Source organism: Acaryochloris sp. CCMEE 5410 (assembly GCF_000238775.2).
Lineage (GTDB): Bacteria > Cyanobacteriota > Cyanobacteriia > Thermosynechococcales > Thermosynechococcaceae > Acaryochloris.
On the sequence record NZ_AFEJ02000001.1, the window covers coordinates 102503 to 117142 of the forward strand.

Annotated in this window: 6 protein-coding genes and 5 pseudogenes; 3 read left to right on the top strand and 8 right to left on the bottom strand. The window is 44.6% G+C overall.

All coding sequences use genetic code 11. The features are described from left to right. Positions 1 to 53: 53 nt before the first annotated feature. The 4 genes and pseudogenes from ON05_RS00465 to ON05_RS00475 form a co-directional block, all read right to left on the bottom strand. Positions 54 to 1581, bottom strand: a pseudogene (locus ON05_RS00465) (IS5 family transposase). Positions 1582 to 1696: 115 nt separating this feature from the next. Continuing rightward, positions 1697 to 2674, bottom strand: a pseudogene (tnpC, locus tag ON05_RS00470) (IS66 family transposase); the annotation flags it as partial. Beyond that, positions 2635 to 2772 (bottom strand): annotated as a pseudogene (locus tag ON05_RS38290) (hypothetical protein); the annotation flags it as partial. The pseudogenes ON05_RS38290 and tnpC, both read right to left, overlap by 40 nt. Before the next feature lie 283 nt (positions 2773 to 3055). After that, complete coding sequence (locus tag ON05_RS00475; protein ID WP_010472360.1) at positions 3056 to 6181, bottom strand: alpha-mannosidase; 3126 nt, start codon at positions 6179 to 6181, stop codon at positions 3056 to 3058. Positions 6182 to 6453: 272 nt separating this feature from the next. Between ON05_RS00475 and ON05_RS00480 the strand changes: the two are divergent. Beyond that, positions 6454 to 7540, top strand: a pseudogene (locus ON05_RS00480) (ISAs1 family transposase). Between the two features lie 169 nt (positions 7541 to 7709). Here ON05_RS00480 and ON05_RS00485 read toward each other — a convergent pair. The 3 genes from ON05_RS00485 to ON05_RS00495 form a co-directional block, all read right to left on the bottom strand. Further along, on the bottom strand, positions 7710 to 8225 hold the full coding sequence (locus ON05_RS00485) for a hypothetical protein (RefSeq protein WP_175307165.1): 516 nt from the start codon (positions 8223 to 8225) through the stop codon (positions 7710 to 7712). 799 nt (positions 8226 to 9024) lie between these two features. Further along, entirely contained in the window at positions 9025 to 9930 is a 906-nt protein-coding gene (locus tag ON05_RS00490) for a DUF3365 domain-containing protein (RefSeq protein ID WP_139025550.1), read from the bottom strand. Positions 9931 to 10429: 499 nt separating this feature from the next. Then, positions 10430 to 11149 carry a hypothetical protein gene (locus ON05_RS00495; protein ID WP_039778378.1) on the bottom strand — a complete coding sequence of 240 codons (720 nt, stop codon included), beginning with the start codon at positions 11147 to 11149 and terminating at the stop codon, positions 10430 to 10432. A 635-nt stretch (positions 11150 to 11784) separates the two neighbouring features. On the opposite strand from ON05_RS00495, the gene ON05_RS00500 reads away from it, so the two are divergent. Together ON05_RS00500 and ON05_RS00505 are read left to right on the top strand one after the other, a co-directional pair. Continuing rightward, a complete protein-coding gene (locus ON05_RS00500; protein ID WP_175307164.1) occupies positions 11785 to 12054 on the top strand; it encodes a hypothetical protein in 270 nt (89 codons plus the stop codon). A 617-nt stretch (positions 12055 to 12671) separates the two neighbouring features. Beyond that, positions 12672 to 13586 carry a hypothetical protein gene (locus tag ON05_RS00505; protein WP_010467588.1) on the top strand — a complete coding sequence of 305 codons (915 nt, stop codon included), beginning with the start codon at positions 12672 to 12674 and terminating at the stop codon, positions 13584 to 13586. Positions 13587 to 13755: 169 nt separating this feature from the next. On the opposite strand, the pseudogene ON05_RS00510 reads toward ON05_RS00505, so the two are convergent. Continuing rightward, positions 13756 to 14637, bottom strand: a pseudogene (locus ON05_RS00510) (ISAs1 family transposase); the annotation flags it as partial. Positions 14638 to 14640 lie beyond the last annotated feature (3 nt).

The following is a 14640-nucleotide window of genomic DNA, read 5'->3' on the forward strand; positions in this document are numbered from 1 at the left end:
TAGGGTTTGCTGAAAAAGTAAATTGAGCTAATTCCTGGCATCAAATCGTACAATCAACCCAGTTGTGACGGCCAGGGCCATATTCCTTCACTGGCCCTAGAAAAGCCCCAAGGCAGCCCTGGCAGCTCCATAACGCTTTCCAACACCAGCAATCCCACCCAAAAATGAATGATAAAAGGTGGCGGAGCCACCGCTCTAGATTCATCACCAAGAACGTGATAGCAATCGCACTAGCAGCCGTATCCGCTAACTTCGCCATCACTCGATTCAAGCCAAATCTTCGCTTGGCCTGCCCAAACTTGCCCTCAATTTGGACTCTCACCTTTTCGTCCTCCCGTGCTTGTTGCTTGAGTTGGCCCTGCACCTGGGGGTCTTGTTGAGGTCTTCCTAACGGTGGTCCACTCAATCGGATACCTCGAGCTTTACACCATCGTCGATTAGCTCGGGTTCGATAGATTTGGTCGGCATGGACTGAGAGAGGATAATGGCCAAAGCGACGATGAAAAGCTTCCACTTGATATTGAAGATGCTGGGATTCATTGAACGCATCCCAGCTTAAACGTTCCAGAAACACACATCCGTTGACACAACTGAGGGATAGCTTGGCCCCAAACTCAACAGGTACTCCAGCTTTGCCTCGGACCATCGGTCGGACATGAGGCTGAGTGAGGCTGACAATACGGTCATCTACTCGACGCACGTGCTGTTGATACATCCACTCTTGCTGTCGAAAGACTTCATGAATCACCAGCAACAGACGGTACTGTCGCCGGGACAGTCGGGACAGAGACGCTCCTAAAGCTATCAATCCATCAATGTGGGCTAGATTCCGACGCACATAGCCCAACTGCTGACGAATCCCTTTACGAATCAGCTTGCGACTCGGTTGACGTTTCTTGGCAATGGCCAGATAAGCTTTGCGGGCCTTTTGGCGGTAGGTGCGAGGTTTGCCCTTGAGAGACAGCATGACTTGAGCATATAAAGCATCAAGGATGGCTTCACTCGCTTTGCGGGCATCATTGAGCAGATCTAAGTCTGTCGGATAGCGAATATCGGCTGGCGCACAGGTCGCGTCTATCAACAATTGGCCCTGGTTGGGAGGGGCAGGAGGCTCATCTTCGTCATCTTCAGGAGAAGGAGATGACTCAGGGGACATCACAACAGGAGAACCCTCAGATGCGAGCACTGATTCCACGACTGCGTCGTTGACTTGAGTCAGCAGCTCTAGATTCAACCGTTGGCGAAAGTGAACCAGCATGGAGGCATCAAACGGAGCACTCTCTCGATATTCACTAAAACCCAGAAAGTACTGCAAGTAGGGGTTCTCTCGAATCTGTTCTACGGTCTCTGCATCGGATACACCCAGTTTCTCTTTGATGATTAAGGTCCCTAAGGCCACACGAAAGGGTTTGGCAGGTGCCCCATGGTCTGACTGAATTGCTCTGCATACTCTGACTCAAAGCTCTCCCAAGGAATCAGCTCGGCGAGTTTGACCCAGCGATTCTCTTCTGATAGTTTGCCTCCGAAGGGCAAGTAGAAGTTCTTAAAGGACAGTTGACCGGGGGATGGGCGACGATACATTGGGGTGCATGTGCAAAGGTTTTGAGTATTTTGAACGATTTTCCTTGCACTTCTCAAGGGCGCTCAACACTTGGATACACTGCAAATATTCAACCTTAGACTTTCGAAGCAAGCCCTACATAAACGCCAAGACAGCAGCTTGGTGCTTTCGAAGTCGGTCGAGCAAGTTTTTGGGTGTACTCTGCTTCTGCTTGCCTCGTTTCTTGGGTGCATTTTCATCGACGGTTGGCATTGGATTATGCTTGAATCCATCGGCTAACACTTGGCGATACCGCTGCTCAAACGCCTCGACTTGTCTCGCATCGAGAACGCTTAAGTGTTCAGCTTTTGCCCGCTCTACCTCAGCTTTGATATCTAGCAGCAGTGAGATCATCTCCTCAGCCCAAGGTTGTTTGTAGCGTTCAACAATAAATCGGAGTTCGCGCAAATGATGGGCATTGCATAAGCTATGCGTACAACCATAGCGGGCATAGCTCTTCCAACCATCATGAATACTCGTGCCCGTAAAGTTTGGCAGAATATCCATTTCGTCCATCGCTGCTGTGCCGCGTTTGGCATGGACAAAGTAGTAGGTTAATCCACTCGTACAAGCGACATGCAGCCACCACAACTTGCTGTTGACTCGTAACCCCGTCTCGTCAAAATGTCCCACAGCTGCTTGCTCAATAGCGTCTTTGATCTGGGCTTCAATCGGTTCTAATTGCTGGGCACAGGTTGTACGGGTGTTGCACAGGGTTCCTTCAGAAACCTGACAACCCAAGAGGTCTTTAAGCAGTTCACGGGTGCGCTCAAACGGCAACAGTTGAGCCTCCATCAAATACACCATCAAGCCTTTGAGATTACTGCCATACTGAACCACATTGGTGACATCGCTGGGGAATTTACCCCGGTTCAAGGTTTGACAGTGCTCACAATATTTGACTTCTGCTTGATGCTCGATGACCTGTAATGACAAGGAGGGCAGCTCATGAACCTGGCGCAGTTCATACTCAAGGACGGCGACCTCTGTTAACGAGGCACCACAGCCTTGACATTGAGTGACTGGATGTAACACTACGGCATCGACGGTTTCACGCCATTCCAAGGTACTACCGGGATGGCCTTTTGACCCCCACTTTTACGCTTACTCTTACCCCGTAGACTTTTGGTCCGCTTCCCAAAGCCATCGCTTGAGGGTGGTTTACTACTGTTCCGACTATCTTGCCAAGATGCTCTTCTAGTCGCTCTATCCGTTTAATAAGAAGGGTGACCAGCTCAACAACTGCATCCTCTCCTTGATGGTAGATTGCTCGAATATCAGATTCACTAATTTTCTGGTCAGAGACTTTCTTGTTCAACGAATGAGTACGGATTGACTGCTGGTGTGCTTAAAACATAGTCTCAGATAGAGTTATACCTTCATTCTCAACACAATGATTTAAGCCTGGGCAGTAACAACCGGTCTAAGTGAGGACTTCCTCTTGATCGTCCCCCATTATTGACTTGTAAACATTAGTGTTCTGATTTTCCACGGGGCTACGACATTTGGGCGATCCATCTCATAATTCGTTTCTAATAAATCAATAGTTTGTTTGAAATGGAGGTTCAAATCGTTCGTGACTGTCAATGGTGCTTCTTCTCCATGACATTCATAACAACGCATCACCCAGGCTTTAGGCTGATCCTCGGATCTCTTTAAGGCCATCAGCACTAAATTATCTGTCCCTAGCGATAGGAACTGATTCTGAAGCAGTCGTCCCTGCTTTTTTTGATCTAATGGAATCAACGTCCGGAGAGGGCGATTGATTTCATATCCCTTGTGGGTGGTTCGGGCTGTTTGCCAGGAACCTGCATGGGGGTAAATGGCATAGGTAAATTGATGATGACCGCGATCGCATCCTGGATCCGGCCAATTCGGACTGCGTAATAGCGTCAACCGCAGTTGGTCAGGTTTAGCATCGTAACCATACTTACAGTCATTCAAGATGCTCACACCCGCTGTACCATTAGCTTCTGTTAAGTCAGCCCATTGCAAGGCTGGCACTTCCCACTTTGCCTGTTCTCTATCGGTTAGTTGAATATTTGGCAAAGTAGGTCGCTGAATCGCACCACAGGGAATTTCGTAGGTGGCAGAGTCAGACGATATTGTGAGGGGGAACGCCGTTTTGACCAGTACTTGGCTCTCTTGCCAATCTACTGTAGTTTCAATTTTGAGTAATGGTGCATCCGTATCTAGCACATAGTCCTGGCAAAATTGGGATTGACCAAACTGAAGTTTAACCCGCAATCGCTGCTGTAGGGGACCTTGACTCAACCATTGAATGGATTGCAAGGTTGCTCCCGGTAGTCGCTTGTTCTCGTAACTAGGGTCTATGTTCCAAGCATCCCAATATTGGCCTTTGTCGGTGAAGAACTGGAGTTGATTCCCTGGGCCAGACAACATTTGGCGTTGGGTTGCTTTGTCATAAATTTGAGCTAGCTCTCCAGTTGATTCAATAACTTGCACCTGTAAATAGTCATTTTCCAAGATCCAATTTTTAGGTGCAATGTCGGGTTGAACAGGTTTAGCACTTTCTAACGGAGATAACCAATAGAGCTGATACCCCACTGAAGGCACTGCAGCTATAAACCCTAAGGCGTTAGGTTGATTGGGGTGGTGCTGAACGGGCTGCGTTTCTCCCTCAATGGTGGAAATTTGCCATCGTTTCTGAGCATCGGGCAGTTCTACCCACACTAATTCAGAGCGGGGCCAGTTCAGAGAATTAAACACAATAATGGGAAGGCTATCTGAGGTGGGAGCCTGAGGAATGTCAATCGCGCTTGCGATCTCATCCAACGCGATATGCAAATGTTCGGTTGCGGTCTGTTTGGCTGATTCCCAATCCCGATTTGCATCCACGAAAACTTGGGGGATTGAAGACCCTGGCAAAATATCGTGGAACTGGTTAAACAAGACCTTCTTCCAGGCTTGTTCTAGGTCATCTTTGGGATAGGGATGATCAAGGATGAGGGTTGCGATCGCATTCCACAATTCAGCCTCGTAAAGCAGTTTTTCGCAATCGCGGTTGTAGCGTTTTTGATCAGCATGGCTGGTGTAACACCCCCGATGCAATTCTAGGTAGAGTTCATCATCCCAAACGGGGACCTGTTGAATCTGAGTTTCCACCTGTTGGCAGAAGCGTTCAGCCGTGGTTGGTTGGAGCTTTGGGAACAGGGGAGATTGCTGCCACTGACGAGCCACTTCCAGCATGTCGCGGGTTGGACCCCCACCATGATCACCAACCCCCGGCAACCATAGACAGTCTTGCACTCCCGTTGCCAATTCCCATCCCTGGGCATAAGTTCCCATTTTGACGGGGTAAATCTGCTCTCCAATGGGAGGCAACATAATGCTGAAAATTTCAGTACCATCTGGCGATCGCCACTGAAATACTTCATGGGGGAACTCCGTGGTATCGTTCCAACGCAGTTTCTGGGTTAAGAAATAGTCAATGCCACTCTGCTTTAAAATTTGGGGGAGCTGCCAGCAGAATCCAAAACTATCAGGAAGCCAAGCTGTTTTGCTGATGCAGCCGAATTTTTCTTGGGTATATTTTTGCCCATAAAGAACTTGACGGACCAAGGATTCGCCACTAATCAAGTTTAATTCCGGTTCTACCCATAGCCCGGCAGCTATCTCCCATGTGCCTTTATCGACTTGTGCTTGAATTTGAGCAAACAGGTCTGGACGGTTTTGCTCAAACCAAGCATAAAGGGCTGGAGAGGAATGGCAGAAAATAAGTTCTGGGAAATCTGCTTGTAAATTCAGAACCGACTTGAATGTTCGTTCTGCGGCTTCCCAGGTTTCTGCTACGGGCCAGAGCCACGCTAAATCCAAATGGGCATGACCAATCCAGTTGATTTGGCGCTGCTGTAACCAGGTTTTCCAAGGAGAAAGATGTTGATAAAGTTGGTTCAAACTAAGGCTAAATGCTTCAGGATCATCGACCTGGGACCAGTTGATGGCGGTAATGGCTTTATTTAGAGAGGCTGATGCTTCTGGCGCAAATTTTGTGAGATAACCTTGTAATACAGCCAATTCATCGGCGACTTTACCTGGATCAAGAAGAGGAGGTGAGGGTTCGTATATCAGTTGAGAGCCCACTAATGCACCCGGATCATGACCAGGGCTAACCAGTCGAAGGGCAACCGTAATTTCCTCCCCAGGTTGAGCCGCAGAACTCAAAACAATCCGAGCCGTACAGTCGTATAAATCTCCTGCTTGGACCAACGCTCCGTTGACAAAAATTTCGGCTTGTTCTGCCCACCAAGTCAGAGCCAGCCTCAGTTTACAGTCTTTTAGAGGGTAGCGAAAATGATCATTGGGAATGGAGATAACCTGTCCCAGCCACAGCACTAAACGACCTTGGGGCCAGTCAACATGCTTCCTAGCATTTAACTGTCTCGGAGACCATGTTTGCCAAGTCTGTGGATTAAAACCTTTTTCGACAGGCAGATCATCTAAACAAGCTTGCCAATTGCCTTGAATATTCAACTGAGTCAGCTGACGTAGTTTCAACATCGCAGAATCAACAAGGTTCTCCTGCTCAAGGTTCTGTTCTGGAGTGGATTTTGACTGCATATGCTATGCCATTGAGACAGCGCGTAACCCGGAGAATACCAAAGATCTCTCTTTAGTCATTCAGCAGTATAGAACCCATTTATGATCTTGCATGAGTTATAAAGATTCGAAAATGCTAGACATTACCAGGTTGTCTGATTGAGATGGCCCCCATTTTCTCTCAAGAATCAGATAATTCAGGCAGCTTACCCTGGTACCAGGCAATGCAGGGTTGTTTTACGTTCCTCCTAGAAAAAATAGGATGGTTCTACTGACCAACAGTAGAGAGACCGATGAGCCATCTAATCGATACTTTGAAGCAAGTCCCGGATTTCCGCAGTGCCCATGGCCGTATTCATCCGTTATGGCTGCTGTTGCTATTGATGGTGATGGGCATGCTTGCTGGATATCAAGGGTACCGTCCGTTAGAAACCTTTGTGAGCGATTATCGCCAGCCTTTAAGTGAGCTATTGGGGCTTGAGAGCCTCGAAGTTCCGTCTCACTGTACCTTTCGTCGAGTGATGAAGGGGCTTGACTTCCAAGCGTTGAGCCACCAATTTGAAGCATGGATGCTCTCGAAAGCCCAGACTCACTCTCCCGATAATTATGCAGCCTCCATTGATGGCAAACGGATTCGTCAGGGGCTGACAGATGCCAAGGGGAAGCAGCGTTTGTAGGGTTGGTGAGTTTATTTGCGGTGGAAGCAGGCATCACCCTCAAGCTCGAAGCCCTCACTCAGGAGGATAATAGCGAAATCAAAGTCGTCCAGGCTTTGTTGGAAACCCTTCAACTCGATGGCTTGCTGATTACCATGGATGCCTTACACGCCCAAAAAACACTTGAGAAGATTGTGGCCTCGGGTAACGACTATCTTGTGGCGGTCAAATCCAATCAGGGAAGACTTTACGACCACCTCCAGACTTACTTTGAGTGTCTTAAACCCATGGCTGAGCACATCCACTCCGCCCAAAGTAGAGGACGAGATGAACATCGGTGTATACAGGTTTATGAGCCTGTCGGCATAGCCTTACAGGAATGGGAGGCAATTCGCTCTGTGCTTTGTGTCCAACGATGGGGCACTCGCAAAGGAAAGGAGTATCACAATACGGCCTATTACATCAGTTCAGCTGCCACCTCACCCCAGCATTGGCAATCTCTGGTCCGAGAACATTGGGGCATTGAAAATCGGTTGCATTGGCCGAAGGATGTTGTTTTGGCGAAGATGATTATCGACTCGAAGATGAACAAGCACTGCTCAATTGGTCAGTGCTTAGAACTATTGGGATTAATATCCTGCGGCTAAACGACTATCAATCCCTCAAAACCGCGATGACTAAGCTGGCTAATCGGGTCGATATTATTTTTTCGCTGCTAACTTAAAACAGCCCTGCCAGGCAATGCGCTTTCGATGGCCAGAAAGCTAGAAAAACAGCTCAGTGTCAATCAAGGTTTGTGAAGATGAAACTGGGATTTTAGCTACAGCCATAAAGAAATTTAAAGAAGATATATTTTAAATTGAATGTGATAATTGTTGCCTGCCAACTCTCAGCTAATGATTGGCTCGGTATTTCTGTTCTAAATACTCAATCTGCTGGGAAAAATCTGAGAGTTTCTGATTTAAATCAACTGGTACTTTGGCGGTTGATTGAATCTCTGGGATACTCGTATCTACAAGACTTTTGGCAAGCAAATAGTACTCGATCAGTTCACTCAAAATGTGATACCTTTTCTCAAAATAGTGGCGTTTTTTTTGAAGTGTTGACAGGGCATTTCTTTTAGATATGTGATCTTCAGCGTAGGGCTGTAACTGATGAGTTACACGGTATAAGCTTGAAAACTCAGTACGTAACTGGCGGAAACGCTGGCCCCAATTATCACTCTTTCTGAGCAGCTGCTGAACTAAGAGTAATCGATCGCGGAGTTCAACATTTTTTTCTTCTCCTCGATAGATTTTATTGATTGTTATTGCAATTGCAAGACTACATAGAATTGCAGCAACAATAATTACATTAATGGCTCCTTTCAACACTATACCTATTAAGAAGATTAGAATCCCAGTTGCCATTGCTCCTTGCAACTGAAATCTACAGATTTGCCGACGAGGGTGAATCAAAAGCATAGTGCTCACGGCATTCATTTCTATCAGTAATATAGGAATGAGTCTCCCAATACCTTTAAGGGGAGTTAGTACAACAATCGATGTACCAATACCGATTAGCGTTTCCAGTTCAACTGTTTTAATAGATCCATTCTGTAGGTGAATTCGAGCGTGATAGATGACTCGATGATCGTTGCTATACCCTAGCCAAGCTCCAACTACAGCCCCTGCAGAGACAAGATAGCTTGAATGGCAATGAGAACATAGCACTGAGCATTTTCGTAACGACTGTTTATCGTTGGGTATATACAAAAAACGCTTACAGGTTGGGCAGTTAATTTTCATCCTTATTCCAGACGGATGACAAGTTACCCTACCGAGACATTTGAATTAAAAGGCTTCTAGGTTAGGCCATTCAAGGATACTATCGTGTCTAGAAGGCTGTAAATTATTTTGTGAGTGTGGTTTAAACCATATTCACCTTATGACTATAAAAGATGCATTTTTGCTTTCACCATCCCCATACAAGCTCAGAAATCTTATATTGAATTCTGGCTGATAACCCTCACTAAAATGTAACTAATAAAGTAGATTTCCTGTTTTATCGCACTCAAATTGGAGGAAATTGAATAAAAAAAGGCACCTCTAGAAGTTAGAGATGCCTATGTATTCCATTATGGAAACAACATAGTATTCGCAATCGTTTTCTATAAAGCTAACTGAAGCACTAGCTGGTACCCAGTATCGATGGCTAAGGAACGGTTGATTAGTCCTTTTTCTTTCTCAAGCGATTGGTTGCAGAAACTAGGCTTCGACGCATTAGTTCGACCGCCTTTGCCAACTCTCCAATCTCGTCTGTTCGACTCGATTTGATCTCTTGCTCTAAGACACCGCCACTCACTTCACGAGCAAGACGAGAAATATGAGTAACGGGTTTGATAATAAAGCGCTGAATCAACTGATCCATCAGGATAAAAATACCTGAGAACAATCCAGTCAAGACCACAAAAGCAACCAAGCTGCGTTGAAAAACTAGGGATTTAACGTCTTGTAGAGGTACACCTACAACGCTGACGCCAACAACTTGTCCAGAGGTATAACCATAACCCGTACCCGCTTTATATAAATCTGTGATTTCTTTAGGGGCTGTCGAGGCCGTGCCATGGCACTTTAAGCAAGAATCTTTGCTGACAGAAGGTCGAGAGGAAACAAGATAGTTATTCCCTTCAATTTTGCCTTCCCGAATTAAGTCCTTTAAATCTCGATCTTTCCGGAATGTTTCTAAGATTTCTTCTTCTAAGGGTTGCGGTAAGTTATCAGGGTTTAAGGGATTATCAGAAGCTACTTTAATATAGTAGTCTGGCTGTACTTTTAAAAAATGACCTGATACCTTTTTTGTCGCAACTGTTGAAGATACAGCCGGAGGGTGGAAAATTTGTTTTTCTAGTAAGGGCGGACGAACATCCTCAGCAATAAAAGTTCTAAGGGACTTAACCATATCAACCATTAAGCCAAGTTCTTTATTTGCAGTGGCATGGACTTCCTTATTTGTCCAAACACCAATGACAGGAAGCATAATGAAAAGAGTTAGCAGATATAGGCTGATCAATATTTGCCTAAATCTCCAGAGAAGGCTCTTCTTCGATGCAACATCTTCAACTGTATTGACCACCTTGCTTTGCTCCTATTTGTCAAAGTATTGAATAAACAAAGAATGCTTAGCATATCTAAGCAATACACTGAATGTATAGTGCCCTACCTAAGGAAAATATCGCACATAAAAGTAATCTTTTTCTACAATATTTGGTAAAATATAAGAGCAAATTTTATTAGAAATATTCTACGAAAATTAATTAATAAAACGAAACGTACAATAATGCTTAAGAGATTACTATTTAGTCCCTTATGCTATCGTGCTAAAGTCTAGGATTCTGATGCTCCTGAATGAAGCTTTAGGATAATTTCTACTTAAAATAATCTTGTGAATGAAAAAAAATAAATAACACTTGGCAAGTAGTTATAGATTGATTTCTTCTCAGAATTATTCCAAACTTTTGTAAAAGAGCTACAGTTTGCAACGACTATATGGGATTGTTTGCCAAAGCAGTATGAACATGTTTCCTCATCACTAGAAGAAAAAATTCTGATAATGGGAAAGCTATAAAGACTTCTTAATTCTGGACGAGAATAATACCGTTCATCTGCTCTTTAATTACGCTTATGAACTGCTTCTGATACTCTTCTTCATCAATCTCATTGATTAAGATTTCAATGAAAATGGCTAAATCTCTCCGATCTTTCAATAAGCTGATTTCAGCATAAGCATCATCATATATAAGCCCAGAAATAGGCCCCACTGCTTGCTGTAAGGCAGACTTTATCGTAGGTATCGTTGAATGTGGAATTTCAGTATATTTTGGCTCAACTGGAGTTACTAAACCTGACTGTGCAACGGTTACAGGAGATGCATTCGATTCTTGATTCGATTCTTTATGGCCGTTAACTTCAAGGGCAATATTCTCAGGACTTGGAGCTAATGAGGCTGTTCCATTAAGTTCACGGGGTTTGAGTGAAGCCTGATATTCCTCTAGTGACTTTGGCAGTTTGATACATAACTTTTGTAAGATTTCACTCGTTTCTGGTAGTACTCGATGAGTTTTGGAATGTTCTAGAGAATGCTTGCGCACAACAAAACTCTCAACTTCCATGCCAAGAACGGCGTTCAATGCGTTTGTACCAGACAGTGAGCCATAGCGAATATACGAGATTTCACCTTCTTTCACAGAAACCATCGCAGTATGCTTATCTTTGGTCGAGATAAGATATGTTATGTCTGTTTTCTCATTAATGTTCCGTAATAGTTGAAGAACTAGATTTAGATATTCATCCATGCTAAATATGAATGTCGATTAAGCCATTAACAAATTGTGTTCACACTCAGTTGATGCAATGCAAGATATTTGTAGTAATTTTTCAAATATTTACTTTAAGAAAAATTCGTAACACCTCAAAGGCAGTAGTGCAACATTGCTATTTCGATAGTCTCCGAGCAAAGGGTAATAAATCTCAACCGGGGCAATCGATATTTTCAGGGGTAGTGGATACCTCTAATATGCCCATTTTTTTTGCTATCTACAATATAATCAAGGATCAAATCAACGCTTAACATTGCTATTCGTTCAAATTCTTGAATGAATAGCAATGTTAAATCTAAAGATAATTACCTCGTTTGGCATGGATCTGTGAATAGGCTCTCAATCAACAATTAATCGCTTGTAGAAGGTGATTGTAGGCTTTTATCTGGGGTTAGTACTCTTTTTAACTAGTTTTTTTATCAAGATGATAATAATCTAATGAACATCGGCTTTAGTTTAAATTTATATATTTAAGCTCAACTTCACTAATGCTAAATAAATGAGGCCAAAATGATTGTTTCCGTGGATCCCAATTATACTCGAACAGCCAGACTTCCAACTGCCGAGGTTTCAAGTATTGTCTTTCACTTCATGTTGGTTGACTAAACAGAATGAGTAATACTGAAGTAGGGCTGTTTACATTATCCCTCTGGGGAAGACTCACTCAATTAACGTCTCAATTTTCTCAATACTTTTCTCAGACATTTTGGCTTTCTTTAAGGCTAGTTGTAATGTCTGCCAATTTTGCCGTGTTGGATTTGCGATCGCAGTTTCTAACTGCCCCAACCAAACCAGTTCATTGGGCGCAACCGGCCAATCTTTTTGGCCTAGAGCAAATCCTAAATCTCAATGCTGATCTATGCCTTACCCACAAGTCCTGAAGTACTTACCAGCAAAAGACTTGAGGTGAGCTAACCCCCCTTATTCTTTGCCCCAGAGAATGCCTAGTGGGCACGGCGAGGAGGTTGAACCCCTATTCTGTCGTTGACGATGCTGTGGAAAAGGCCAATCTACGGGATATTGAAACATTTGTCTTAGCACCAAAAATGCTTCTGCATATGCGTTTAATCCACTTGTGGGTAAGGCATAGTTGACTAGAAACACTGGTGCAACTAGTTAGAGATAATAAGCCCAAGCCAATCCATAATTTCAAAATAGCTTTTTGGTTGTTCATCTCTAATCCCAGATTGTTGTCTGGGACTAGGGTGCCCATCAGAAAGGAATATTCTGTAGATTATCCTTTGGCAACCATTGCACACTTAGAGGATACAGAGAGCATTAGTTTCCAGAAAGAACCCCGGCAGGAGAGGCCGGGGGTGGGATGAGTGACGGTTCTCTATCGAAACAGATGTAAGGTCTAGGAAGGGTGATTTGAAAATTGGAACCACAGGTTTTAGTTGGCGCTATCATAGCCCCCTCATTTATCGAAATCTGTAAAATTGAGTACTTGGCCAATTTCCGTTAGGATTTCTTCAAGAAAACAGTCTTCCTCCGTCCTATGCCCCGATTTGATACCTACCGATTGCGCATGACAGCTGAGGAAAATCAAGGCTGGAGACGGCTTATCCGTCGTCTTTTTCCGCTGACTGAACGAGTTGAATTTCAACCTCGTACTGCCTATTACGACACTGGAGAACAACTGCAATGGACGCCGACACAAGAATTGCAGGAGGATGTATTGGAGCAAGTGATTGTGCCCAGTCTTTCGAGCAATTTGCGCTGGTTTTTCTATAGCCTCCAGCCTACGCCTCAGGTATTGAACCTTTTAGTCCATCAAGTCTCCCCCCATACGAGTGATCAATGGGGATGTCCACCGATTCCGAAGTTGTATCGGCAGGGAGATGCACTAATGGAATGGGATCACAACTGTTTTTGGCTGAAGTTGACAGAACAGGAAGCCCAAACGCTCTATGCTACAGGGATACCTGTAAGCGGTCCCTACACCCATCGTCGTCAATATCATCTTGAGTTACAGGATCTGGAAGCAGATTGGTTGACGTTACTAGATTTTTGTATCCCTAAAGCTGATCACGTTATGTTTCAGGCGGACCCAGTTAAGATCTCTGCCCAGGATCAAACGGATGAGAAGATTTGGCAATGGTCTCCATCTGCTGAATTACAGGTTGAAGGGAGCTGTTCTAAAGATGGAAAGACCTGGACCTTTCCGCTTACCTCAACGGTAGAAGCATTTTTACGATCAAACGATTGTCTAGGGGAATGGCATTTGGGCAATAAACTGCCAGAAGATCCTTGCTTGCTGGCTGGGAATGAACAGATATTAATCACCGTTAGTCATGAAGAGCTGATATGGGTAAGGTTGCTGGAATCAGAGTTTCAAGCGCTAAAAGCATCAGAACTGGGAATGCTATTCCCTTATCCAGACTGTGAGACTTCGACTGGAATGAACTGTTGATAGGTTGTTAAACTCTGAAAATCCTGATTGCCCCTCAATGTCATTGCAGTAAACGGAACCTGTGGTTGATGTTAATGTACTGCTAATAAAGTCGAGCAATTCTTTTATCCTTAGCATTTATTAACTCTGGCCAATATTTATTAGACGTTGGACTGAGGGCAGGGCTGTTTTAAGTTAGCAGCGAAAAAATAATATCGACCCGATTAGCAAGCTTAGTCATCGCGGTTTTGAGGGATTGATAGTCGTTTAGCCGCAGGATATTAATCCCAATAGTTCTAAGCACTGACCAATTGAGCAGTGCTTGTTCATCTTCGAGTCGATAATCATCTTCGCCAAAAACAACATCCTTCGGCCAATGCAACCGATTTTCAATGCCCCAATGTTCTCGGACCAGAGATTGCCAATGATGGGGTGAGGTGGCAGCTGAACTGATGTAATAGGCGGTATTGTGATACTCCTTTCCTTTGCGAGTACCCCATCGTTGGACACAAAGTACAGAGCGAATTGCTGTCCATTCTTGTAGGGCTATGCCGACAGGCTCATAAACCTGTATACACCGATGTTCATCTCGTCCTCTACTTTGGGCGGAGTGGATGTGCTCAGCCATGGGTTTAAGACACTCAAAGTAAGTCTGGAGGTGGTCGTAAAGTCTTCCCTGGTTGGATTTGACCGCCACGAGATAGTCATTACCCGAGGCCACAATCTTCTCAAGTGTTTTTTTGGGCGTGTAAGGCATCCATGGTAATCAGTAAGCCATCGAGTTGAAGGGTTTCCAACAGTGCCTGCACGACTTTGATTTCGCTATTATCCTCCTGAGTGAGGGCTTCGAGCTTGAGGGTGATGCCTGCTTCCACCGCAAATAAACTCACCAAGCCCACAAACGCTGCTTCCCCTTGGCATCTGTCAGCCCCTGACGAATCCGTTTGCCATCAATGGAGGCTGCATAATTATCGGGAGAGTGAGTCTGGGCTTTCGAGAGCATCCATGCTTCAAATTGGTGGCTCAACGCGTGGAAGTCAAGCCCCTTCATCACTCGACGAAAGGTACAGTGATA